The 23576-nt window shown below is 62.0% G+C and carries 18 protein-coding genes and 1 pseudogene; 7 read left to right on the top strand and 12 right to left on the bottom strand.

What is annotated here, in order from left to right; genetic code table 11:
- Positions 1–14: 14 nt before the first annotated feature.
- From IB267_RS18765 to IB267_RS18755, 3 genes are all read right to left on the bottom strand, one after another.
- Positions 15–887, bottom strand: a complete 873-nt coding sequence (locus IB267_RS18765) for an ABC transporter permease (RefSeq protein WP_192448950.1) — start codon at positions 885–887, stop codon at positions 15–17.
- Positions 884–1921 carry an ABC transporter permease gene (locus IB267_RS18760; RefSeq protein WP_371742567.1) on the bottom strand — a complete coding sequence of 346 codons (1038 nt, stop codon included), beginning with the start codon at positions 1919–1921 and terminating at the stop codon, positions 884–886. The genes IB267_RS18765 and IB267_RS18760 overlap by 4 nt, the downstream gene beginning before the upstream one ends.
- Before the next feature lie 76 nt (positions 1922–1997).
- Complete coding sequence (locus IB267_RS18755) at positions 1998–3926, bottom strand: ABC transporter substrate-binding protein (protein WP_192448949.1); 1929 nt, start codon at positions 3924–3926, stop codon at positions 1998–2000.
- 124 nt (positions 3927–4050) lie between these two features.
- Here IB267_RS18755 and IB267_RS18750 point away from each other — a divergent pair, with 124 nt between their 5' ends.
- The 5 genes and pseudogenes from IB267_RS18750 to IB267_RS18725 all read left to right on the top strand — a co-directional run bounded on the left by IB267_RS18750 (position 4051) and on the right by IB267_RS18725 (position 9783).
- Positions 4051–5004 (top strand): LysR family transcriptional regulator, encoded by a 954-nt coding sequence (locus IB267_RS18750; protein WP_192448948.1) that lies wholly within the window; start codon positions 4051–4053, stop codon positions 5002–5004.
- 267 nt (positions 5005–5271) lie between these two features.
- Positions 5272–7151, top strand: a pseudogene (locus IB267_RS33985) (ABC transporter ATP-binding protein).
- 41 nt (positions 7152–7192) lie between these two features.
- A complete protein-coding gene (locus IB267_RS18735) occupies positions 7193–8419 on the top strand; it encodes an alanine racemase (RefSeq protein ID WP_192448945.1) in 1227 nt (408 codons plus the stop codon).
- A gap of 215 nt (positions 8420–8634) precedes the next feature.
- Positions 8635–9315: a type 1 glutamine amidotransferase domain-containing protein gene (locus IB267_RS18730; RefSeq protein WP_192448944.1), complete on the top strand. Its 681-nt coding sequence runs from the start codon at positions 8635–8637 to the stop codon at positions 9313–9315.
- A 264-nt stretch (positions 9316–9579) separates the two neighbouring features.
- Positions 9580–9783, top strand: coding sequence for a hypothetical protein (locus IB267_RS18725; protein WP_371742566.1), 204 nt, complete (start codon positions 9580–9582; stop codon positions 9781–9783).
- A 156-nt stretch (positions 9784–9939) separates the two neighbouring features.
- On the opposite strand, the gene IB267_RS18720 is transcribed toward IB267_RS18725, so the two are convergent.
- Complete coding sequence (locus IB267_RS18720; protein WP_192448943.1) at positions 9940–12729, bottom strand: bifunctional aconitate hydratase 2/2-methylisocitrate dehydratase; 2790 nt, start codon at positions 12727–12729, stop codon at positions 9940–9942.
- 194 nt (positions 12730–12923) lie between these two features.
- Between IB267_RS18720 and IB267_RS18715 the strand changes: the two genes are divergently transcribed.
- Both IB267_RS18715 and IB267_RS18710 read left to right on the top strand, forming a co-directional pair.
- Positions 12924–13397 carry a hypothetical protein gene (locus IB267_RS18715; protein ID WP_192448942.1) on the top strand — a complete coding sequence of 158 codons (474 nt, stop codon included), beginning with the start codon at positions 12924–12926 and terminating at the stop codon, positions 13395–13397.
- A 438-nt stretch (positions 13398–13835) separates the two neighbouring features.
- Entirely contained in the window at positions 13836–15170 is a 1335-nt protein-coding gene (locus tag IB267_RS18710) for a sorbosone dehydrogenase family protein (protein WP_192448941.1), read from the top strand.
- A gap of 45 nt (positions 15171–15215) precedes the next feature.
- Here IB267_RS18710 and IB267_RS18705 read toward each other — a convergent pair whose 3' ends face one another.
- The 8 genes from IB267_RS18705 to IB267_RS18670 all read right to left on the bottom strand — a co-directional run bounded on the left by IB267_RS18705 (position 15216) and on the right by IB267_RS18670 (position 23576).
- Positions 15216–16106 carry a hypothetical protein gene (locus tag IB267_RS18705; RefSeq protein WP_192448940.1) on the bottom strand — a complete coding sequence of 297 codons (891 nt, stop codon included), beginning with the start codon at positions 16104–16106 and terminating at the stop codon, positions 15216–15218.
- Positions 16107–16665: 559 nt separating this feature from the next.
- The gene (locus IB267_RS18700; protein WP_246810702.1) at positions 16666–17913 is read right to left on the bottom strand and encodes a CaiB/BaiF CoA-transferase family protein; all 1248 of its coding nucleotides are present in this window, start codon (positions 17911–17913) and stop codon (positions 16666–16668) included.
- Positions 17897–19042 (bottom strand): extracellular solute-binding protein, encoded by a 1146-nt coding sequence (locus IB267_RS18695; protein ID WP_192448939.1) that lies wholly within the window; start codon positions 19040–19042, stop codon positions 17897–17899. Before IB267_RS18695 ends, IB267_RS18700 begins: the two co-directional genes overlap by 17 nt.
- Complete coding sequence (locus IB267_RS18690) at positions 19039–19899, bottom strand: SMP-30/gluconolactonase/LRE family protein (protein WP_192449281.1); 861 nt, start codon at positions 19897–19899, stop codon at positions 19039–19041. The genes IB267_RS18695 and IB267_RS18690 overlap by 4 nt, the downstream gene beginning before the upstream one ends.
- Positions 19899–20951 (bottom strand): ABC transporter ATP-binding protein, encoded by a 1053-nt coding sequence (locus tag IB267_RS18685; RefSeq protein WP_192448938.1) that lies wholly within the window; start codon positions 20949–20951, stop codon positions 19899–19901. Before IB267_RS18685 ends, IB267_RS18690 begins: the two co-directional genes overlap by 1 nt.
- Position 20952: 1 nt before the next feature.
- Positions 20953–21738, bottom strand: coding sequence for a hypothetical protein (locus IB267_RS18680; protein ID WP_192448937.1), 786 nt, complete (start codon positions 21736–21738; stop codon positions 20953–20955).
- A gap of 296 nt (positions 21739–22034) precedes the next feature.
- Positions 22035–22793, bottom strand: a complete 759-nt coding sequence (locus IB267_RS18675) for an SDR family NAD(P)-dependent oxidoreductase (RefSeq protein ID WP_192448936.1) — start codon at positions 22791–22793, stop codon at positions 22035–22037.
- Positions 22794–22796: 3 nt separating this feature from the next.
- A complete protein-coding gene (locus IB267_RS18670; RefSeq protein ID WP_192448935.1) occupies positions 22797–23576 on the bottom strand; it encodes an enoyl-CoA hydratase/isomerase family protein in 780 nt (259 codons plus the stop codon).

The raw sequence follows: 23576 nt of genomic DNA, 5'->3' as shown, positions 1-23576 counted from the left end.
GAAGGGATCGGGTCTCAATGGGCGTGGCGTGGGTCGAGCATGTCGCGCAGCGCATCGCCGACCAGGTTCCACGACAGCACGAACAGGAAGACGGCCGCACCGGGGAAGGCCAGCGTGTACCAGAACTGGAAGGGATTGCCGGGCTGACCGACGATCCAGTTGCGCGAGTAGGCGATGAACTGGCCCCAGTCGGCATAGCCTTCTTCGGTGCCGACGCCGAGGAAGCTGAGGGCCGAGGCGGACAGCACCATGGAGCCGGTCGCCATTGTCGCGAGCACCAGCACCGGGAACATGGCGTTCGGCAGGATATGCAGCACGATCAGCCTGAGATCGCTGGCGCCATAGCTCCTGGCTGCGTGGATGTAATCCATCTCGCGGATCCTCAGGATCTCGCTTCGAACGATACGGGCATAACTCATCCAGCCGAATGTCGTGAGCGCGATCGTGATGGGCACGATGCCTTTGCCGAGCAACGCCGTCAGCACCATGGCAGCGATCAGGAAGGGCACGGCCATGAACACGTCGACAATTCGCATCAGCACTTCCTCGACGACCCCGCCGTAATAGGCCGCGACAGCGCCGACGACCGTGCCGATCAGCACGGAGATCGCCACAACCCCGAGCCCGATCTTGAATGCCGTGCGCGTACCCCAGACGACGCCATAGAAGATGTCGTACTGGCCCTGTGTCGTGCCAAACACGGCCTCCGGCGAAGGCGGTTGCGGCGTCGCCAGGAAACCCGCGCGCGGCGTGTCGTAGGGCGAAAGCTGGAAGCTCTGTGGCGGTGCCAAGACGGGGGCGAAGACGGCGATCAGCACGAAAGCGAGCAGGATCACTACGCCCAACAGCGACACCGGATTGCGCGCGAGGTAACGAAGAAACTTCATTGCGTCTTCACCCTCGGGTCAAGCAACGGATAGATGAGATCGACGACCAGGTTCATCAGCACCAGGACGACTGCGAAATAGAGGCCGAAGCCGAGAACTGCAGGAAAGTCGAGATTGGCGGCGGTCTTGGCCGCGAACTGACCGAGCCCGGCATAGTCAAAGATGGTCTCGGTGATGACCACGCCGCCCATCATCACGGCGAGTTCCATGCCGGCGATAGTTGCGAGTGGCAGAAGCGCGTTGCGTCTGGCGTGATGCAATTCGACGACGCGGCGCGGCAGTCCCTTGGCGCGGGCGGTGCGCACGTAGTCCTGGCGTAGCGTTTCCAGCATCGAGGTGCGCATCACCCGCGTCATGCTGGCGACGTTGACATAGGTCAGCGTGATGACGGGTGCGGCAAGGTGACGAAGTGCGTCGCCGAAGATCGCCAGGTTACCGTTCAAGAGGGCATCGACTGTGTTGGCGCCGGTGTAGCGCACGAAGTCGCCGGAACTGACGATGGTCTGGGCCCACTGGCTGAGCCGGCCGGGCGGGAACCAGTCAAGCGCCGAATAAAAGATCAGAAGCATCAGCAGGCCGAAGACGTAGACCGGAAAAGACCAGCCGAGAATGGTGAAGATGCGAATGACATGGTCCGGCCAGCGGTTGAGATAGATGCCGGCGCGCGAACCGAGGTAGACGGCAAGCAGCATACAGGGCACGAAGGCCAGCACGACCAGCTCCAGCGTCGCCGGAAACAGCGACATCAGCGCCGTCGACACCGGCTGGCGGGCGGTCTCGGACCAGCCGAGATTGCCGCTGAGAACGCCGCCGATCCAGCGGCCGTACTGGAGGTAGAAGGGATCGTTCAGCCCGTACTGCTCGATCATCCGGCGAATGCTTTCCTGACCGCCCTTGAGATAATCGGGCGACGGTGCGTAGGCCGCCAATCTCTGTGTCGGCGAAAGCGACATCTGTAGCGCGAAGATCATCAACGACAGCGCGAAGAGGACGATCGGCAGCATCATCAATCGTCTGAGTGCATAGTTCAGCACGGCTCACACATTCCGATTTCAGGGAAAATGAAACAAGGGCTACCGGGCGGGATCGCCACCCGGCAGCCCTGGCCAATCAGTTGTTGGCCTTGGTGACCGGGTAGAAATCCCAGGCACCGTAGAGGATCATGTTGTCGACATAACCATCGATATTGCTGCGGGTGACGACGTAGCCGAAATCTTCCCAGAGGAACTGGGTGGTGGCGTATTCGTAAGACATTTCCTGCAGCTTGGCGTAGATCGGCTCGCGCACGGCGGGGTCGACCGAAGCCCAGGCTTCGTCCAAGAGCGGTTTGAACTTCTCCGCCATCAGGTCGCGGTAGCCCTGGCCGACCATGCCGCCGACGAGACCCGTGGGCGAGAGGTAGTAGCTGGCGGCGCCGAGCGGACCACCCGGGTCTGAATAGTCAGGCCCCCAACCCATCACCGTCAAGGGTGCTGCCGGCTTTTCGCGGTTGTTGAGCTTGTCCGAAACGGAGGCCCAGGGCAGCGCCTGGATCTGCATCTTGAACTTCGGATTGATGCGCGACAGACCCTGCTGCAGCGCGGAAAGTGCGGCGGTCAGCTGCGGATTGCCTTCGGTCACATAGGCGGTGAAGGCAAAGCCTGTGTCCCAGAGCTTACCGCCAAACGCCTTCTTGAAGTGTTCTTCGGCCTTGGCGGGATCATAGCTGTAGACAGGTGAATCCGGGCGGTAGCCCATGATGCCGCGAACTGTCGGGCCGCGCGACTGCACAGTCTTGTTGAGCAGTACCTGGGTCAACAGCGCATCGTAGTTCTGGGCGTAGTTGAAGCCCTTGCGCACGTCGATGTCGGCAAAGAAGTCCGGCGGAATGCCGGCGCCATCCAGCTTGCCGCTGCCGATTGCCGGATTGTCGTTGTCGTCGAGCGGCCAGGCGAAAAAGGCACCGCGCGAGAACACTTTCTGCAGGCCATCGATGACCTTGACGCCTTCGGTCTTGCTGAGTTCGTCGATGAACTCGACCGGGGCGGTGACGAAATCGGCGTCGCCCGACAGAAGCTGCAGGCGCCGCGTCGTCCATTCCGGCACGGTGCGCATGACCACGCGCTCAAGCTTGGCGGGGCCCATGAAGTAATTATCGAAGCGCTTCAGGGTGATGCGCCGGTCGGTCCGGTCCCATTCCTCGAGCATGAACGGTCCGGTGCCGTTTTCTTCGGCAAACAGCGGATTGGCGCCAAGTTCCGGTCGGTAATAGGCCTTCCAAGTGTCGCCGGAACCATCCCACCCGCCGACAGATGCAACCCATTCCTTGTCGACGACCGAGGTGCCGAAGGGCAGCGCGATCACGCCGAGCGTCGCCGGAAACGACTTCGGCAGTTTCAGCGTGACACTATCGCCGTCGACGACGATCTGCGAGGCGAGCTGGTCATAGACCTTGCGCAAAACCTCGGGGCTGGCGTCATTGATGGATTTGACCTCGCCTTCGGTCTCGACCCACTTGGCAATGTCGGTGTACTTGCCGGCAGTGATCACTTCAGTGATCGCATTCGACATCCACGACTGTCCCTGGAGGATGGCGCGCAACAGCGAATACCGCACATCCTCCGGCGTGATCTGGCCATAGCCAGGCTCGATCGTCGCCTTTTGGGCGTCGGTCAGCTTGTCGTAGTACTCCCAGGTGACTTTGCCGTCAGCGCCCTTGATCCCGACCTTGTGAGCGAGAACGCCTTTGCGGATGGGGAAGGTGTAGCTGACGGAACCATCGGCCGCCTGCTTGATGAGGCCGTTTTCAAGCGACGGCACCTCGGTCGAGAGTGACGGCACGAACTCGGAAATCTTCGAGCCGTTGAAGTTCAACAGGCGGCTGTAGATGTTGAGCGAGCCGTAAGAGCTCGGCGTGTTGGCGATATAGGCCGGATCGAACGACTGGATGTCGTCGGTCCACATGAAGACGAAGGTGCCGGGGTTCTTGGTCTCGGCCATAGCGGGCGCAGCCGCCATGCCGAGCCCTAAGCAGAGAGCTAGGGCTAAGGTGCGTTTCATCGTTGTTCCCATTTGGTGGAGGCGGAAGTTTTTCTTCTCGTTATGGGGGAGGCTAGAAGAGCCCTTGCACGTCTGTCCAATGTGTAATTAGGATAGACTATGCAAAACACGCATGAGGGCCGGCATGGAACTGCAATGGCTTGAAGATTTTCTCGAAATTGCCGCGACAAGGAATTTCTCGACGGCGGCGACTGCGCGCAACATTTCGCAACCCGCCTTTAGCCGCCGCATCAAATCGCTTGAGAACTGGATCGGCGCGGACCTGATCGACCGCAGCACCTATCCTGTTCAATTGACACGGGCGGGAACGATGTTCCTTCCGGGTTGCCAGCGTCTCGTGCGTGAGGCCTACCGGCTGCGCACCGATTGCCGCAACGTCGCGGGCGAAAGCTCGGCCATGCTGACATTTACCTCGCTGCATACGCTGGCGATGTATTTTTTCCCGAGATGGATCGGCTCGCCGCTAATCTCGCGGATGCCGCTTCGCACCAGCATGCATGCCGCCGACTTCCTTGAAAGTATAGATCACCTATGTTCGGGCCAGTGCGATTTTGCCATCACCTATGTGCATCCCGATGGCCCACCGGTGCTGGAAGGCGGTCCGTTCGAATCCCTGCAGATCGGCAGGGACAGGCTCATCCTGGTGTCCGGAACCGACGAGAGCGGCCGCCCGCTATTCGACATCGATGGGCCTGAAACCACGGAAATTCCCTACCTCGCCTATTCCTGGAGCGACGGTTACATCGGCAAGCTGGCAACGCTCATCCAATCCCGCTGGCGCCGCCCGCTCAACCTCAGCACCGTCTACCAGTCGGGCCTTGCCGACGGCCTGAAGCACATGGCCGTCGCCGGGCGCGGCGTCGCCTGGCTGCCACAGATCTGTGTGGAGGAAGCCATTCGCCAAGGCCGCCTCGTCCAGATCGGCGGGCCACAAATGTCGCTCGAAATGGAGATCCGCATCTTCAGGCGCGCCGGCCCTGGTAGCGCCGACAGCGATGCGTTGTGGCAGCATCTCAAGCACTGTGCGGCACTGCCACAATACAAGAACGGATTCGATGCCGGCATCGACGCCGCCTGAGGCACCGTCATGACCGAAATCGCCCGACCGAGACCGTATGCGAAGACAGGCGACACGATGCAGAAAGCGCATAGTTTCGATTACCACATTCGCGACACATTGATTTCACTCGGTTTTGTGGCACGGATCGAAGCCGCTCGGATGCCGCCCGGGCACTGACGGTCAACCGCCCAGGGAGTTCTCCACCATCCGAGCATATTGACAGGATACAACCCCGTTGCGAGACCTGACAGGGCAACGTCCCCTCGAAATCGGGTCCATGTGCTGATGTTCCTGTCTAAATCCGCGCCCCCTGAACTGCCCGAGGATGTCATCCTATCCGTGGAAGACCTTGAGGTTTCCTTCGCGGCCGGCACCCGCTCACAGCTGCGCGCAGTGCGGGGCGTCTCCTTCCGCATCGCGCGCGGCGAGACAGTTGCGCTGGTCGGCGAGTCCGGATCCGGCAAATCGGTGACCGCCATGACGATCATGCGGCTGACCGAATATGACGGCGCGGCAATTACCGGCGGACGGGTGCTGATGCGCTTGAAGGACGGCAAGGTCGCCGACCTTGCGACACTATCGGAAAAGCGCGTCGTAGCCCTTCGCGGCGCGGACATCTCGATCGTGTTCCAGGACCCGATGTCCAGCCTAAACCCGGTCTTCACCGTCGGCGACCAGATTGCCGAAGCGGTGATCCATCACCAGAACAAGAAACCCGAAGAAGCGCGCCAGATCGCGCTCAACACCCTCAAGCTCGTGCGTGTGCCCGATGCGGAGCGCAGGCTCGACCAGTATCCTCACCAGCTCTCCGGCGGCATGCGCCAGCGCGTCATGATCGCCATTGCGCTTGCCTGCCGCCCATCGCTGATGATCCTCGACGAGCCGACGACCGCGCTCGACGTGACCATTCAGGCGCAGATCCTCGATCTGGTTCGCGCCCTCCAGCGCGAAATCGGCATGTCGGTGCTGTTCATTACCCACGACATGGGCGTCGTTGCGGAAGTCGCCGACCGGGTCTGCGTGATGCTCAAGGGTGAAATCGTCGAGATGGGTTCGGTCTACGACATTTTCGCCAAACCGAAGCATGCCTATACACGCGCCCTGATTTCCGCCGTGCCGCGCCTCGGCAGCATGGCCGACAAGGATGCGCCGGAGAAATTTCCGCTGCTGGTGTTTGATCCGGAGCGGCAGCCCGCGGAGGCGACAGAATGAACGCGCCGGCTCATATGACGGAAGCCCCTCGCCCACTCGTCGAGGTGCGAAACCTGGTGACGCGCTTCGATCTCAAGGCCGGGCTGTTCGGCCACGTCTCCGGCCGGGTGCACGCGGTGGAGAACGTCTCCTTCGATATTTTTCCCGGCGAGACCCTGGCGCTGGTCGGTGAATCCGGCTGCGGCAAGTCGACGGTCGCCCGCTCGCTCATGCAGCTCGATCGACCGCGCTCTGGCTCGATCCGCTTTGATGGAACCGAGTTGATCGGCGCGCCGCGCCCCGTCCTCGCGCGATTTCGGCGCGAAGCGCAGATGGTCTTCCAGGATCCGTTTTCTTCGCTCAACCCGCGCATGACGATCGAGCAATCGCTGACGGATCCGATGCGGGTCCACAAGCTGGGTTCGACCGGGGACATGCGCGCCCGCGCCGCCGAACTTCTGGCAAAGGTCGAGCTTTCGCCTGAACACCTCGAGCGCTATCCGCATGCATTTTCCGGTGGCCAGCGCCAGCGTATCTGTATCGCCCGGGCGCTTGCGCTCAGGCCGCGCCTCATCGTCGCCGACGAGGCGGTCGCTTCGCTCGACGTGACGATCCAGGCCCAGGTGATCAACCTGCTCATGGACCTGCAGCGCGAGATGCAGATCGCCCTTCTGTTCATCAGCCACGATATGGCGGTAGTCGAGCGTATCGCTCACCGCGTTGCGGTCATGTATCTCGGCGAAATCGTCGAGATCGGCGATCGCCGCTCGGTCTTCGGCAATCCGCAGCACCCTTATACCCGTAAGCTCCTATCGACCGTGCCGATTGCCGATCCGACGCGCCGTCCAGAAGGGCGCCAGCCAATGTACGACGAAATTCCAAGTGCGGTGCGTGCGCCGGACTTCGTGCCTTCCGAACTGCCGATGCGGCAGATCTCATCGACCCACTACGTGCGCCAGGTCGCAACCGGCTGACAGTAGCCGCGATACGCCATTCCAGATCAGAGTATCCCATCATGAGCACTTTCGAAGTGACGCAACCGGCTGCCACTGCTGCCGGCCTAGCGGCGACAGATATCAGCAACAGCGCAAGCGGGACCAAGGCCACAGGGTTCCTGCGTCCAGCGGCCGCCGAGCGACCGACACCCTATATCGAGGTCGACGAGAAACGGCTCACCCGCAATATCAAGGCCATGCAGCAGCGCGCCGATGCAGCCGGCGTGGCAATGTTTCCGCATGTGAAGACGCACAAGAGCCTCCACATCGCCCGGCAGCAGCTAGCTGCAGGTGCGCGCGGTATCACCGCCTCCAAGCCCAGCGAAGCGCTGGTCTTTGCCGAAGCCGGGATTCCGTCGATCATCCTGGCCTATCCCATCGTCCGCGCGGCGTCGCTCGATCGCCTACTGCCCGCGGTCAAGGCGCGGGGCGTGGAACTGCGCACGATTACGGCAAGCGAAACAGGTGTCGATGCGCTGTCGGAGGCCGCCAGCAGGCACGGCGTCGAGATCGGCGTGTTCCTCAAAGTCGACGTTGGCCTCGGCCGCGTCGGCCTCAAACCCAATGACCCGGCAGCGCCTGAACTGTGCGCAAGGATCGCCCGCGCCCCCGGCTTGCGATTTGCCGGACTGCTTTCACACGCCGGACATGCCTACGCGGCTCCGGAGCCGCACGCCCTCGCCACTATCGCCCGCGACGAGGCGGAGGCCCTCGCCGACCTTGCCGACCGGCTTCGGCAGCGCGGAATCGCCGTCGATTGCATTTCCGTCGGCGCAACGCCGACTTGCCTCGGTGCACCGCTGCCCCAGGAACTCGATTACATCCGCCCCGGCAACTACGTCTTTCTCGATGGCACCGCCCTTCGGCTTGGCATCTGCACCGCCGACGACCTCGCGCTTTCAGTCATCGCCCGCGTCGTTGCCTCCAACGACACGCACTTCATCATCGACGCCGGTTCGAAATCCATGAGCTCCGATCGCGGCGCACATGGCATGGGTGGCGCAGGGTTTGGCACGATCGTCAGCGCCGAAGGCGACGGCGAGACCGGCCTGTGGACGCTCGAGCGACTGTCCGAAGAACATGGGTTCGTCCCCCATTCCGGGCGTGCCCTGCAACTCGGCAGTCGCGTGCGCGTGTTCCCCAACCACTCCTGCGCCTCGATCGCCAACTTCGACAAGTTCATCCTGGCGCGCGCGGATGGCACCGCAGCCAGTCTGCCGGTCGACGCACGCTGCGGTCAGACCTGACGAGCGCACCTGCCTTTCGGCCACCTGGGCGGCGATCAATCGCCGCCCTTGAGCGAGCTGAAATTCTCGCTCCTTCTTCCATCATCAGGATGGATTGCTGGTTTCTGCGACCTAGATCTCCCAAATGTAATTGCGACACCAATATCAGCGCATCGAGAAGCCGACGCGGCTGATCGGACTTCAATTCTACTCCTCCAGTGCAAAGGATATGATCCATGAAGGTCCTAATGGTCCTCACTTCGCACGACACCCTCGGCAACACCGGCAAGAAGACAGGGTTCTGGCTCGAAGAGTTGGCGGCGCCCTATTACGTCTTTAGGGATGCTGGAGCCGAAATCACCCTTGCATCGCCCAAGGGCGGCCAACCGCCACTGGACCCGAAGAGCGATGAACCGATGTTCCAGACCGACCTCACTCGGCGTTTCAAGGCAGACCGGGAAGCCAACGCCCAGCTCGCCGAGACGGTTCGCCTCGACAGCGTCAACCAGGGGGACTTCGACACCGTTTTCTATCCCGGCGGTCACGGTCCGATGTGGGATCTCGCCGAGGACGGAAACTCGATCAGGCTGCTCGAAGCCTTCATTGCGGCGGGCAAGACGATTGCCCTCGTTTGCCACGCCCCCGGAGTTCTGCGCCACGTCAAGAACCCGGACGGCACACCTTTCGTAAACGGTCGAAGGGTCACCGGTTTTACCAATTCCGAGGAAGCGGCCGTCGGCCTGACAGAGGTCGTGCCCTTCCTGGTGGAAGACGAGTTGCTCGATCTCGGCGCCGTTTTCTCAAAGGTGAAGGACTGGGGCGTTCACACGGTCGTCGATGGCCTGCTCATCACCGGCCAGAATCCCGCCTCATCTGGCGAAACGGCAAAAGCCCTCCTGGCCGCCTTGAAATCGTGATCGGAGAATGGATCGCCAGAAAGAGCAGCCGCCTTGCCTTCGCTAGGGCAATAAACATCGATCTCATCGGTAAACATCATTGCGCTCTCATTGAGAGCATATTGCACATGATGCGAGCGGGTGAGCAATCACTACACGCTTGCTCAAATCGGGCTGCCAGATCCCCGGGCCCACCGGCGTTCAACGGCAGGCCGCGCCCAGTGTGGACTTGGTTACAGGCGGCGCCCTACAAAGGCCCACATCCCTGGGCGCTGTCTTAGCCATATGCCTGCGACGACAATTCCCGGTGGCATCGAAGTCAAGGCATCGTCGACGGTCAAGGCTGAAGACTTCAGAGGACTGCGGCAGTTGCAGGAGGCGGTGGGCGACCGCTTCCTACACGGCACCGTTTTGCACGATCACGACCGTGTGGCGCCATTCGGTGATAAATTGCACGCTGCACCGCTTTCGGCGCTGTGGACGATGTAAAATCGCGCAAGATTTATTGTGGAACCTTGTCCGACCATGGTCATCCGTCAATCGGCCAGCGCACGTCAATGACTTCGCATCCCGCGCCTCACAGGGGGAGTATCCCCGCTGTGAGGCCAGTCGGCGTCACCAATGCCCACTCAGGCCCTCAAAGCCTTAATAATGGACAGACAAGGAGTCGATTGGCGCCGCCTTCGGCGGAGCGAACTTTGTCAGGTCGATTCCGTCGACAGCGCTTCGGTACTCTTCCACGCTTGGGGTGCGGCCAAGGATTGCCGACAGCACCACGACCGGGGTCGAGGCCAGAAGCGACTCACCCTTCTTCTCCGCCGTGTCTTCCACCACGCGGCCCTGGAACAGACGAGTCGAGGTGGCGAGAACCGTATCGCCCTTCTCCGCCTTTTCCTGATTGCCCATGCACAGGTTGCAGCCAGGGCGCTCGAGATAGAGGATGTTCTCGTATTCGGTCCGGTTGCTGGTCTTCGGCTTCAGATCATCGAACTCGAAGCCCGAATACTTCTGCAGGATTTCCCAGTCGCCTTCGGCCTTCAACTCGTCGATGATGTTGTAGGTCGGCGCAGCAACGACCAGGGGCGCCTTGAACTCGACCTTGCCCTCTGATTTCTCGATGTTCTTCAGCATCTGCGCGACGATCTTCATGTCGCCCTTATGCACCATGCACGAGCCGACGAAGCCGAGGTCCACCTTCTTGGTGCCGCCGTAGTACGAAACCGGACGGATCGTGTCGTGGGTGTAGCGCTTGGACACGTCGGCGTTGTTGACATCCGGGTCGGCGATCATGGGCTCGTCGATCACGTCCAGGTCGACGACGACTTCGGCGAAATACTTCGCGTTGGCATCGGGAGCCAGCGCCGGCTTCTCGCCCGAGCGGATCTCGGCGATGCGCGCGTCCGCCTTGGCGATCAGGCCCTTCAGGGTGCCGGCGGCATTTTCCATGCCCTTGTCGATCATGATCTGGATGCGCGACTTGGCGATTTCCAGCGACTCGATCAGCGTTTCGTCCTGCGAAATGCAGATCGAGGCCTTGGCCTTCATTTCGGCGGTCCAGTCGGTGAAGGTGAAGGCCTGGTCGGCGAGCAGGGTGCCGATGTGGACCTCGATGATGCGGCCCTGGAAGACGTTGTCGCCACACTGCTTGAGCATCTGCGCCTGGGTCGCGTGCACCACGTCGCGGAAGTCCATGTAAGGCTGCATGGTGCCCTTGAAGGTCACCTTGACCGATTGCGGGATCGGCATGGTTGCCTCGCCGGTCGCGAGCGCCAGCGCAACTGTGCCAGAGTCCGCGCCGAAGGCAACGCCCTTGGACATGCGGGTGTGGCTGTCACCGCCGATGATGATCGCCCAGTCATCCACGGTGATGTCGTTCAGCACCTTGTGGATCACGTCCGTCATCGAATGGTAGACGCCCTTCGGGTCGCGGGCGGTGATCAGGCCGAAATTGTTCATGAAGCTCATGAGCTTCGGAATGTTTGCCTGTGCCTTCTTGTCCCAGACGGATGCCGTGTGGCAACCCGACTGATAGGCGCCGTCCACGAGCGGCGAGATGACGGTGGCCGCCATCGCCTCGAGCTCCTGCGCGGTCATCAGGCCGGTCGTATCCTGCGAGCCGACGATGTTCACCTTCACCCGCACGTCGGAGCCCGCATGAAGGGTCTTGCCCGGCGTCACGCCGACGGCGTTGCGATTGAAGATCTTCTCGACCGCGGTCAGGCCCTGCCCCTCGACGGTGATTTCCTTGTTCGGGGCAAAGACCGGGGTCGCCTCGACGCCAAGGGTCTGCGCTGCGAACGTCTGAAGCTTCTTGCCGAAGACGATGGCATAGGAGCTGCCGGCCTTCATGAACTCCATCTTCTGCGGCGTGAAGGCGGAAGCGACGTCGACCAGTTCCTGGCCGGCCTCGTCGCGGAGTTTCTTGTTCTTCACGTCCAACGAAAGAACGGTGCCGGTCTCGACGGAGAACTTCTGTTCCAGGATCGGATTGCCGTCATTGTTGAGGATCGGCTTGCCGTCTTCACCTGTCTTTTTCACCCAGTTTTTCAGATTGATGCCGATGCCGCCGGTTACGTCGACGGTTGTCGCGAAGATCGGCGAGATGCCGTTGGTGCCTGCAACGACCGGGGCGTAGTTGACGAAGGGCACGTAGGGGCTGGCCTGCTTACCCGTCCAGAGCGCCACGTTGTTGACGCCCGACATGCGCGACGAGCCCACGCCCATGGTGCCTTTTTCGGCGATCATCATCACCCGCTTGTCCGGATGCTGCTTTTGCAACGCCACGATTTCCTGCTGCGCCTCGGGCGTGATCATGCACTGGCCGTGCAGTTCGCGGTCCGAGCGCGAGTGGGCTTGATTGCCGGGAGACAGAAGGTCGGTCGAGATATCGCCTTCGGCAGCGATAAAGGTCACGACCTTGATTTCGTCCTCGACCTCCGGGAGCTTTGTGAAGAACTCGGCCTTGGCGTAGCTCTCGAGAACGCCCTTTGCGATCGCATTGCCCGCCTTGAAGGCGTCACGCAGCCGGAACATGTCGGCATCGTAGAGGAAGACCTGCGTTTTTAGCACCTCACCGGCCTGCCCGGCTATTGCGGCGTCATCGCCAAGGGCAATGTCCAAGAGCACTTCGACCGAGGGACCACCCTTCATGTGCGAAAGCAGCTCCAGAGCGAATGCGGGGGAAATCTCGGAAACTATCGTTTCGCCAAGGATGATCTTCTTCAAGAACGCGGCCTTGACACCAGCCGCACTCGTCGTGCCCGGCAGCGTATTGTAGATGAAGAATTTCAGGGCATCCGCCCGGTGCCCGTTGCCGGCATCCTCGATCAGCGCAATGATTTCGGCCACGAGCCCGCCGTCATCGATCGGTTTGGGAGCGAGCTTTTGACTTTCTCTGCTTTTGATCTCAGCCAGGTAATCGAGGTAAAGGGTCATCGCTATCTCAACGTTTAGAGGTATGTGCCGTCCAATGCCGTTCGTTGAACAGCTTTGCTGGCTGAGGTGGTTATACGCCTCGACTACGTCAACCAACGCCGGCTGACAAGATACCGCAACCGTGTAAAAAAGTGGTCGTTTGGATTCAAGTTTAATCGGCTAGACGTTGCCTTGAATGCGCGTCGGATTGGATTATGGCAAACTTCGATTTTATCCCACTTGGCTTTTCCGATCTGTCCAGCGACGAAGCGTTCGTCGTTTCGGGCTTTCGACTTTGGCAATCGAGCGGCACCTCTTGCCATGAGCCCGAAAACAGCCTGACCGACACGTTGAAAAATGATCGGTTGCGTGAGGGGCTCTGCTTCTTGTTCGACTTTTTTGGAACACTTCCTGATTGGCATCGGCGAAAAGCGTCCGGCAATAGCTCCGTCTTGACGGCGATCGAAGAGACGCTGCTCAACGAAATCGGTTCCGTTGACGGCGCGACAAAGCAATCTGTCAAATCGTTCAAGCAGATTTTGGACCAAGCGGGTATAATCATCCGTCCCGCCTCGGAGATCCCGCGGTCTGGCTATGACCACCTCCTGGAAGTGATTGGTCGAAAAACGGCGAGGGTATTCGACGCGCTCTACCCGGAATTCTGGGAAACGCTGCGTTACCAAGGCTAACCGCCGGTCAATTACCCCCTTGTCATGGCGAGAGCGTTGTCCGGGGTCTGGACAGTTGGCAACCAAGAACGAGACTGTAGGCTCACCGCGTCATGGTTCTTTCGGGCCCGGCGGGAGCTAAGAGGAAACCCGATGGAAGGCCGGAACTGTCCCGTAACTGTAAGCGGAGAGCACCGCGCCCAGGCGATGGATCGTCCCGAGCTTCGTGATGCGGTCTCCAGGCCACGGAGGGACCCTGCCGCCATGAAGAGGGAGATCTGCACTTCAGGCCCCCTGAACCACTTTTTCTTTTGACCGCTTGGCGGCGTTGCGCGGAAGAAAGTTCGGTAAACCTGCCGCCGGGAACAAGTCGCAACCCTTGCGGTTTTGTGGTTGGAATAGTGCGATGCGCCGTTGCGTCTCACGATGAGAGGGGCCAATCCTGGCAGGGGCCTTCCGATGCAAAACCGTTTCCCGCATGCAGCAATCATCATCCTCCAAACCGCGGCTCTAATGGCGGGTTGCGCCAATGTCTCAGCCAGGCAGAGGGCGGCGAACACCAGCGTGGTTGGATACGGTTCGAACCCGGCTTTGCCGAAGCCGCGTCCAACAGTGATACCGACAGTCAAGATTGCCGATGCGACTGGGTGGCAGGACGGTGGCCATCCACGCGCGGCCAAAGGGTTGAAGGTCAACGTCTTCGCAGCGAATTTCGACCATCCGCGCTGGCTGCGCGTGCTGCCCAACGGCGACGTTCTGGTGGCCGAAAGCAATGCCCCGGCCAAGCATGACGAGGGCTTCAGCCTGAAGAAGGTCTTCATGAGTGCGGCCATGAGGCGCGCCGGCGCCGCCACGCCAAGCGCAAACAGGATCACGCTGCTTCGCGACACCAATGGCGACGGCGTTGCAGATATGCGCACCACGTTTGCCGAGGGCCTCAATTCTCCGTTCGGCATGACACTGTCGCAAGGCAAGCTCTATGTTGCCAACACCGACGCGCTTGTCGCCTTTCCCTATTCCAGCGGACAGATCCGGATCACGGCGCCGCCGCAAAAGATCGCGGACCTACCGGCCGGCGATCTCAACCACCATTGGACCAAGGATGTGATCGCCCGCCCGGACGGGCGCAAGCTCTACGTTACCGTCGGCTCCAACAGCAATGTTGCCGAAAACGGCATGGCCGCTGAACGGGGCCGCGCGGCCGTGCTCGAGATCGATAAGGCAAGCGGTCGCATGCGCGTCTTCGCATCCGGCCTGCGCAACCCCAACGGGCTCTCCTGGAACCCGCAAAATGGGGGCCTTTGGGTGGCAGTCAACGAACGCGACGAACTCGGTGACGATCTCGTTCCGGACTACATGACATCCTTGCGCGATGGCGCCTTTTATGGCTGGCCCTACAGCTACTTCGGCCAGAACGTCGACACCCGCGTCAAGCCGCAGCGTCCCGACCTCGTCGCAAGGGCCATCAAGCCCGACTACGCGCTGGGCGCGCATACGGCATCGTTGGGACTGGCATTCTCGACGGGTTCTTCGCTCGGCCCCGCCTATGCAAACGGCGCGTTCGTCGGACAGCATGGCTCCTGGAACAGAAGCGTCCCCAGCGGCTACAAGGTCATCTTCGTCCCGTTTGCGAATGGTAAACCCAGCGGACGGCCGAAAGATGTTCTCACCGGCTTCATCGGCCAACGTGGAAACGCTATGGGGCGCCCAGTCGGCGTGGCGATCGACAAGACAGGCAGCCTTCTGGTTGCCGACGATGTCGGCAATGTCGTATGGCGTGTCAGCAGGAAGTGATCTTCGTCGGCTCCGTACATTGAGCGAAAACGCCCCATCAACACGTTAGTGTGCCTTTGGTCTCGCCCCGCCGGCATTCCTCCGTTGGGACCTGGAGGTCGCGTGGCGGCGCTCTTGAGTTCGGGCCAGCCTCCTGGAAGCGCGCAATTCCTCCAGATCTGGAAGCCACCAGCCCCTTTGATGATCGGCACCGGCCCGGGCCGGCCATACCGAGACCAGCTCTCGCAGGGTTGCGAACCGCCAAGAGGCCCAGACAAACTCCATCAGGCTATTTTTGATGAACGGATAAGAGGCGGAGAGACCTCGAGGGACAATCTCCTGTAAGATCGCAGTGAATATTACGACGCCGTAGGTCTCGGTGGCGACCGGGCGCCCGAGTTGCGGTGGAAAAACCGCGGGGACAGGGTACCGCCGCCTTCGTCGCTCATTGCTGCGGTTCATCGCCTCCAATTCCTCGGCGGACCCACGCAAAGCAAGTCGGCGTAGCTTTCGTGCATCAGGTTCGTTGCGGCGAGCGGCGGCTTCGATCACAGGCCAGCGTTTCCGCAATTCCTCGTAGGAGCGGTAGGGAACATGCCATGATCTGGAACTGTCATCCCAGTGTGCCCACGGCACTTGCCGCAATTCGCCAACGATGGTGCGGGAGAAAGGGGTCCGCAGGCAAAGGTCATCGCCTGCCTCCAGGTATGGGCTGCCGATGGGATCAAAGTCGTAGGCGTCCCTGCCCCTTGCGTCACCGAACGGGTCACGCTCCGACAACTGGCGCTCCATCCATTTGGCAAACCGGCGGTCGGCAGTTTTGCCCGGAATGAACCAATTGCGCCTTTCGTCGCTCCAACGGGCTCGCGGAAACGTCCGCCGAAATTCTCCCAGCATGTTGCGGTCGTAGGGAAACGAGACGTAGGCGCCCAGACCATGTGTTGTTTCGCCGGACATGGTTCCCAAACCTCACTCTTGCGCTATGTAACGGCAACCGGGGTAACGGATAGGATCGTGAGGTCGTTCCCTTGGCACACGATCTTTGCGTGCCGCGCAGTGAAGCCGACATCCCTTCATTGGGCCGGTCGCTTAAATGCTCGCTGGCGTGGCGGTCCCGCGAGTGCTGCGTTTTCCAACAAGGATAGCCCTGCCTCTGTTGAAACCGACACCGTTGATCAGGCCTTCCACTCATCAGGCAGCTCGCCCCGAGCGATCGAACCTCGGTCTCCCTAGCCGCAACAGTGCAAAGCCACGCTCGATCTTGAGTTTAAATGAACGTGAGCCCAGGCGTCTCACGACGCATTGCGCTTCCAGACGGTGGGACAACACTTGAGCGTACCAGGGGGCGGCCACGAAAGCGGCCAGAGCTCGAAGCGCGGCGGCCGATCCTGATAGATCGAAGCCGCTGGAACGACCGAAACACCCGCGCAACGTCATGCGCGGGGATATCCGTTGAAGCGATGATAAACCTGCCTGCCGACAGGCACGCATCGATAATGCTCTGCGAGAGCGCCGATCAAGCGTCCTCGTCAGCAAAAGCCGCGCCTGAGGCCAGCCATGCGCTGATCTGATCGCCCGAATAGCCGAACTCACCGAGGATCTCGCGCGTGTGTTGGCCAACGAGCGGTGCCGGTTTGCGGATTGTCGCGGGAGTTTCGGAATGGCGCACCGCAGGAGCAACGACTTTGACAGTCCCTGCCCGCGGATGCTCGTAGCTCGTCACCAACCCCATATGGCGTACCTGCGGGTCTTCTGCCGCCTGCAGATGCGACTTCACTTCGCCGCACCAGATGTCGGCCGCCAGCAAGGCCTCCAGCAAGGCTGCCGTCGTCCATTTTCCGGTCTCCGCCGCAAGCCTGCGCCAGATCTCGTCGCGTTGCACAAAGAGCTTTTCCGGATCGTCGTAGACAAGCAGGTCATCATTGCCGAGTACACCGACGAGGGTCCGGTAGGGGCTCATCGCGATCGTGACCCAGCCGTCCTTGGTCGGATAGGTTCCGAACGGCGCATCCATGCCCGGATGACCTATACCCGAACGGGGCCGCTGAAAATCCTCGTTGAAGTTCAGAGCCATCACCATTTCCTGGTTCTGGTGCGCAAGCATGCCCGCAAGAAGGTTGACCTGGACCTCTTGGCCCCGCCCGGACTTCTCACGCCAATACAGCGCCGAAAGGATACCGTAGACCATGTTCATCGCGCCGATCTGGTCGGAAAATCCGGCGCCGACCGGCGTTGGCGGCGCGTCCGCCTGCCCGGTTGCGGCCATGATGCCGGTCAGTCCCTGAACCAGCATGTCTTGGCCCGGACGATCGACATAGGGGCCTTCCTCGCCGTAGCCGGAACCGGAGCAATAGATGATGCGCGGATTGACGGCACGAAAGTCGTCGTAGCCATACCCCATCGCCTTCATCACACCGGGACGGAAATTCTGCACCACGATGTCGGCGCTCTTGGCCATCTCCATGATGATCGCCTTTACCTCGGGCGACTTCAGGTTCAGCGCGATCGAGCGCTTGTTGCGGTTCCAGGCAAGGAAATTCGGGCTTTCACTGCCGCCCACCCATTTGTTGCGGAAGGTTAGCGAGCGGAACAGGTCGCCTTTGCCCGGACGCTCGACCTTGATCACGTCCGCGCCCATGTCGGCCAGCAACTGCGTGGCGAAGGGGCCCTGCAGAAGATGGGAGAAATCGAGAATACGGACGCCGGCAAGGGCAGCAGGCGTGGAGTTGGTGTCGTCGGTCATCGGATCAGCCTTTTCGATCATCAAGATGTCCACGCGCAGCCTGGCGCGCACCGCGCCAGAGGGTGCGAAGGACGGAAAGCGTAGTGGCGGGGTCTTCACGCCGCTCGAGTGCGGCGCGGATATGGTCGGCAGCCGCGGCCTGGAAAGCGATGTAGCCGTCGAAGCGGGGGCGCAGCAGCGCTGCTTCCGCAGTCGCAAGCGTGTCTCGATAAAAGTCGCCCCAATGGCGATTGACTGGCAGCGACTGCCAGGCGGCGCGCGCCGAAGGCTGGCCGCCGAAGGCCGGGAAAGTTTCGATCTGGGTTTCAGCCGAAAGCAGGCTTGCGATGTGGTCGAGGAGCTCAGGCGTCGGCCGGCATCGACGTGTAAAGGCGATGCCCGTGCCGCCGATCACGCCGCCAACGCCACCGGCACAGCGGATGGTGTCGGAGAAATGGACGACATGGGGTGCATGGCCCGACGCCGCGTAGGTGACATAACCGAACACCAGCGGCACGAGCGCAATATCCTCGGCGCGCGCCATCGCCTCCAGGAGGCCGATCGGGTTGAGTGCCTCGCTGCCTTTTGGCCGGTAAGCGTAGAGACGCTGCATGGTTTCCAGCGCGCCCGTGGCCTCTTCGTCCGACAGGAGTCCCTCCCCACCAACCGTGCCGCCGGCGCCTGCCACCATCGACATCAGGCTGAGCACGGCATGCGGACCGGCAAGCGACTGGGCAACGGGTTGCCTCTTCGCCGCGTCCAGAACCTCACCCCATGTCTTCGGCGCCTCGCCGATGCGGTCGCCGCGGCGGGCCATTACCTGCGTTGCCACATCAAGCGGCAGCGCCCAGGTCTTGCCGTCCCAGTGATAGCTTGTCGCCGACGGGCCTATGCTCGCTCCGCGCCAGGCCTGTAGCTGCTCCTCGGAATAAAGCTCTTCCAAGGGCCGAAAGCAGCCTTCGGCCACCGCCTCCCCGATATGCGGATGATCCATCACCAGGAGATCGTTTCTATCTGCAAGCTCGCGGATCGGCGCGCTCTCGAAACCTTCGAGCGGTTGCTTGTTCCACTGGATCAGCGCATCACCACGTCCGACATTGATGCGACGTGCCGTCTCGGCAAGCGCATTGTAGCCCCTTGGATGATCCCAGGTCAGGCCGATAAAGGTCATGCGGCAGTCCTCCAGAGCGGCGGCGCCCCGATGTCGCAATCGATCGCCGCGATGTGCCAGCGGCCGAGATTGGCCGCAAAGAGCGTCGTGCCGTCGAAGGCGATGTTGGTCGGGTGGCAGAGCGCATGTGCCGTCGGATCCTCGACCAGCACCGAGATGCGCCGATCGGCGTCCACGCGCAGGATGCGCGAAGGCTCGTAAAGCGAGATCAGGAGGTGTCCGAACTGGTCGAACGCCAGCCCGTCCGGATAGCCGGGGAGATCCTCTACAAATGGGTGAACGGCTCCGACGGCACCACCCGGTCCGATCTCCACGCGGGAAATCCGCCTTGCGAACGTCTCGCAGACATAGACCGCTTCCTCCCCATGACGGATCGCCAGTCCGTTGGCAAAGGCGAACTCGCTTGCGCACCAGAGCGTCCCTGCTCCGCCGGAAATGTCGAACGACCAGAGGCCGGGACCGGCCTTTGCCGCATCGTGGCTGTCCGAAACGAGAAGCCGGTTCCGCTTTCGATCGACGACCGGATAGTTCGGAATGCGCAGCCCTGGCGCATTGAGGCGAATAAGAGCGCCGGTTGCAAGGTCCAGGCGGAAAACCGCCGCGTGTTTGAGGTCACAGGCATAAAGCGCCCGATCTGCGTCAAAGGCGAGGCCGAGAAGGAAGCCTCCGGTGGTTGCAACCCGCTCTATCCGGCTGCCGTCCGGCGCAATGCGGCAGATGTCACCGTCCTGATTGCCACACCAGACCCAGCCATCGGGGCCGACCGCCACACCTTCCGGGTGGCTAAGGCGCGGTTCGCTCCAGATGCCGTCGAAGAAGACGCGCAATCGGTCCGCTGTAAAAATGGGTGTTGGCATCATGCCTCTCCCCGCCGGACGCCGGTCGCCGCATCGAAAAGATGCATGCGCCCCGCCTCGAAGCTGAGACTGACCGGCGTTCCCCGTTCAAGCCCCACTTCCGGCGGCAATTTGGCGGCAACGGATGCGTCGCCGGCCTTGACGGTGAGGATCGTGCAGTCGCCGAGCAGTTCGGAAGAAAAGACCGTGCCCCTGAAATGACCGTTTCCGTCCGACGCGATCCGGACGTGCTCCGGCCGGATACCGAGCGTGATATCGCCGGCAGCGCCCTCAAGGGCGAAGGGGCCGCCGGCACTCACGAACGAACCGTCCTTCAACTGGCCGGAGAGAAGGTTCATCGGTGGCGAACCGATGAAGCTCGCGACGAAGGTGTTCGCCGGGCGCGCATAGACTTCGGCCGGCGTTCCGATCTGCTGGATGACCGCCTTGTTCAGGATCACGATGCGGTCGGCGAGCGTCATCGCCTCGACCTGGTCGTGGGTGACGTAGATGGTGGTGGTGCCCAGATCGCGCTGGAGGTTCTTCAGCTCGCCCCGCATCACCGTGCGAAGCTTCGCATCGAGATTGGACAAGGGCTCGTCCATCAGGAACACCTGCGGACGGCGCACGATGGCGCGCGCAAGCGCCACACGCTGACGCTGGCCGCCGGAAAGCTCCGCCGGCCGCCGGGTCAAGAGGTGCGCCATGTCGACCCGCTGAGCAGCCGCCCGCACGAGCTCTTCGCGTTCGGTGCGGGCCACCTTCCGGATCTTCAGCGGATAGGCGATGTTCTCGCCAACGGTCATATGCGGGTAGAGCGCATAGTTCTGGAACACCATCGCCAGATCGCGGTCGCGCGCCGGAATGTCGTTGACCCGGCGCCCACCGATGAGGATCTCTCCGGACGACGGCTCTTCCAGGCCCGCGACGATGCGCATTGTCGTCGACTTGCCGCAGCCCGACGGACCAAGCAGAACAAGAAACTCGCCGTCGCCGATGTTGAGATCAAGCGCGTCGAGCGCGGTGTAGGAGCCGAAGCTCTTGGTCAGCTTGCGCAACTCTATTGCGGCCATTTTAGTCATTTCCTCTTAGAAAATCGCGGCGCCACGGCAGCATCACCTGCCGCCCGGCGCTGTCCGAGATCATGAGCGCGTCCCCTGCAACAGTGATCCCTGCAATGTCGGTCCAGCCGGCGGGGCGCGGTATGGCACCGGTCACGTGCCGCACGACATGGGTCCGGCCCGGAGCGAGCGCCAATCCGGTCGGAACGCCTTCGGCCGCAACGGGATTTGGCGCAGCCGCCGCTAGTTCGCCGCCAACACCGGCCGCACAACCGTCCTCGATGCCGGTCACGCCGGAAAACCGGCCGTTCCACGGCGCATAGTCACGGCCGCCGTTCGAAAACCACAGCATGGTCACGGGAAGAATTGCGGGATCTTTGAGAAAGAAGACAATGTCGTCCTCTTCTTCGCGCAACACCGCCGACCAGCCGAGCGATGCCCCTGCCGCCTCGACCAGGGTCACGAAGTCCTCGTTGCGCGCGGCGATCGGCCATTGCGTCAGGTCGAGTGCTCCACCATCCGCGCCAATTGCACGGTCGAGCTCCGTCACGTGCATGGGATAGGCCAGGCGCGAGCGTCCGGGCTCGAAAGCCTCATCGGCGGTGAGAGCCGCCCGCTTTTTCGACGTGAAGAAGCGCCCTCGCCCCTTGAGGCGGACCATCGGATGATGGGCCACGGGCAGCAAACCCGTACCGCCGTCGATCCCGTGCTCCTGGTAAAGGAGCGGCGCATCTTTTGCGAGCTCCAGGGTCTTCGTGATGACGGCGCCCAAGACGCGATGTTCAAGCAGGAAGCGCACCTGCCCAGGTTGACGGTCCTGCAATCGCCAGGCGCTGTTGGCGGACCAGCCGTGCGCGGGTACGGCCGGGTCGGCAGCGGCGGCAAAAGGCGCGCAGAAAAAATCGCCGGCAAGCCTGCGCTCCGCCGGAGAGAGCCTAGGATCGGCCTGAGCTTCCGGCTCCTCGCGCCAGGGAGCGGCATAGAGCGGCTCGATCGCCCGGCCAGCCCAGTCAAACCGTAAGACGGGAATATTGCCGACCGCCGGGTCGAACTGCAGCGCGCCGCATTGGGTGCTGATTGAAACCAGACCTTGCATCACTCGCCCCGGATCGCGAGACCGCCGTCGCAGCGGACGATCTCACCGGTGATGAAGCTCGCCCGATCCGAGGCCAGGAACGCAACGAGTTCGGCGACCTCCATTGGCTGGCCGAAGCGGCCGATCGGATGGGCTCGGTTCCAGCTGTCGATCAGCGCCTGTGCATCCTCGGTCTCTTCGAAGATCTTCTCGTTCATCGGTGTCATAATGGTGCCCGGCGCCACCGCGTTGACACGGATCCCCGCCTTGGCAAGGTCAATCGCGCATTGCCGGGTCAAGGCGATAATGGCGCCCTTGGCCGCGGCATAGGCCGGCCAGCCCTGGAAGCCGATCAGCCCCTGCACCGAGGAAAGATTGACTACCGCACCACCGCCGCGCTTGCGCAACAGCGGCACGCAGGCCTTCATCGTCCGCCAGAAGCCGGTGAGATTGGTATCGATGACCGTGGTCCAGCGCTCTTCGTCGATCTCGTCGATGACGCCGTTAAGCGCAATGGCCGCATTGTTGACGATGATGTCGAGGCCGCCGAACTGCTGCTCGGCAAGTGCTGCCATGGCCTGCATATCGTCAAGCTTGCGCACGTCGCCGCGGATGAAAACCGCAGCGTCACCGAGTGTTTCGGCAAGCGCTGAACCGCCTGCCTCGTCGATATCCGAAAAGACCACCTTGCCACCGCGAGCCACGAACAGCTCCACGCAGGACCGCCCGATGCCCTTGGCCCCACCGGTGACGGCGACGACTTTACCCTTGAATTCCATGACCTATTCCATCCTGAACTGCGGATCGCGTTTTTCGAGGAAGGCATCGATGCCTTCCTGGCCATCGGCGGTCGAATAGAGGCGAAAGAGCACCTCCTGCTCGAGGCTCTTTGCCGTCTCGATCCCTGCATCCATGCCTTCCCGTAGCAGCCGCTTCATTTCGGCGGCGGCCAACGGGGCGACCTTTAGGCAGGCGCGGGCGCGCCTCAGGATCGCCTCGTCCATGTCCGCCGGAGCGACCACATCGGCAGCGATGCCAAGAGCCAGCGCGCGCTCGGCGGACATTCGCCAGCCGGCAAGCAGGAGATCAGAGGCCGCATACTTCCCAACAGACCTCAGGAGGCGTTGCGTTCCGCCGCCACCGGGGCAGAGCCCGAGCCGCCCTTCGGGAAGACCGAGCTGGGCCGTGTACGAGAGGATCAGGATGTCGCAGCAAAGCGCGATCTCGAACCCACCACCAAGAGCAAAGCCGTCGATCGCACAGATCACCGGCTTGCCGATGCGCTCAAGCCGGTCGAAGACACGCCGGGAGTTGAGCTGATAGGCGATGAACTCGGCGCGCTTGTCGCCCTGATATTCAGCAATGTCGGCGCCGGCGACGAAGGCTTTGCCGCCGGCGCCACGCAGCACGATGACACGGACGGCCGGATCGGCTGCCGCCTCATCGAGTGCCGCTTCGAACGCGCGCATCAGTGGGGTAGAAAGCGCATTCAGCTTTTCCGGCCGGTTGAAAAGGATCTGGCGGATGCCCGGGATGAGATCCGATGGTTCGATCAGCGCCAT

This window comes from Ensifer sp. ENS09 (genome assembly GCF_014852425.1).
GTDB lineage: Bacteria > Pseudomonadota > Alphaproteobacteria > Rhizobiales > Rhizobiaceae > Ensifer.
Note: the sequence above shows the minus strand (reverse complement) of the source record. Positions and strands in the feature narration are given on the sequence as shown.

Excerpts from the sequence above, each read along its gene's own strand:
- IB267_RS18685 (WP_192448938.1), bottom strand. The coding sequence starts at position 20,951 with ATGGCCGCAATAGAGTTGCGCAAGCTGACCAAGAGCTTCGGCTCCTAC.
- IB267_RS18720 (WP_192448943.1), bottom strand. The coding sequence starts at position 12,729 with ATGACCCTTTACCTCGATTACCTGGCTGAGATCAAAAGCAGAGAAAGT.
- IB267_RS18750 (WP_192448948.1), top strand. The coding sequence starts at position 4,051 with ATGGAACTGCAATGGCTTGAAGATTTTCTCGAAATTGCCGCGACAAGG.
- IB267_RS18730 (WP_192448944.1), top strand. The coding sequence starts at position 8,635 with ATGAAGGTCCTAATGGTCCTCACTTCGCACGACACCCTCGGCAACACC.
- IB267_RS18675 (WP_192448936.1), bottom strand. The coding sequence starts at position 22,793 with ATGGAATTCAAGGGTAAAGTCGTCGCCGTCACCGGTGGGGCCAAGGGC.
- IB267_RS18725 (WP_371742566.1), top strand. The coding sequence starts at position 9,580 with ATGCCTGCGACGACAATTCCCGGTGGCATCGAAGTCAAGGCATCGTCG.
- IB267_RS18735 (WP_192448945.1), top strand. The coding sequence starts at position 7,193 with ATGAGCACTTTCGAAGTGACGCAACCGGCTGCCACTGCTGCCGGCCTA.
- IB267_RS18690 (WP_192449281.1), bottom strand. The coding sequence starts at position 19,899 with ATGCCAACACCCATTTTTACAGCGGACCGATTGCGCGTCTTCTTCGAC.
- IB267_RS18765 (WP_192448950.1), bottom strand. The coding sequence starts at position 887 with ATGAAGTTTCTTCGTTACCTCGCGCGCAATCCGGTGTCGCTGTTGGGC.
- IB267_RS18755 (WP_192448949.1), bottom strand. The coding sequence starts at position 3,926 with ATGAAACGCACCTTAGCCCTAGCTCTCTGCTTAGGGCTCGGCATGGCG.
- IB267_RS18700 (WP_246810702.1), bottom strand. The coding sequence starts at position 17,913 with ATGATCGAAAAGGCTGATCCGATGACCGACGACACCAACTCCACGCCT.
- IB267_RS18670 (WP_192448935.1), bottom strand. The coding sequence starts at position 23,576 with ATGGCGCTGATCGAACCATCGGATCTCATCCCGGGCATCCGCCAGATC.
- IB267_RS18695 (WP_192448939.1), bottom strand. The coding sequence starts at position 19,042 with ATGACCTTTATCGGCCTGACCTGGGATCATCCAAGGGGCTACAATGCG.
- IB267_RS18710 (WP_192448941.1), top strand. The coding sequence starts at position 13,836 with ATGCAAAACCGTTTCCCGCATGCAGCAATCATCATCCTCCAAACCGCG.
- IB267_RS18705 (WP_192448940.1), bottom strand. The coding sequence starts at position 16,106 with ATGTCCGGCGAAACAACACATGGTCTGGGCGCCTACGTCTCGTTTCCC.
- IB267_RS18715 (WP_192448942.1), top strand. The coding sequence starts at position 12,924 with ATGGCAAACTTCGATTTTATCCCACTTGGCTTTTCCGATCTGTCCAGC.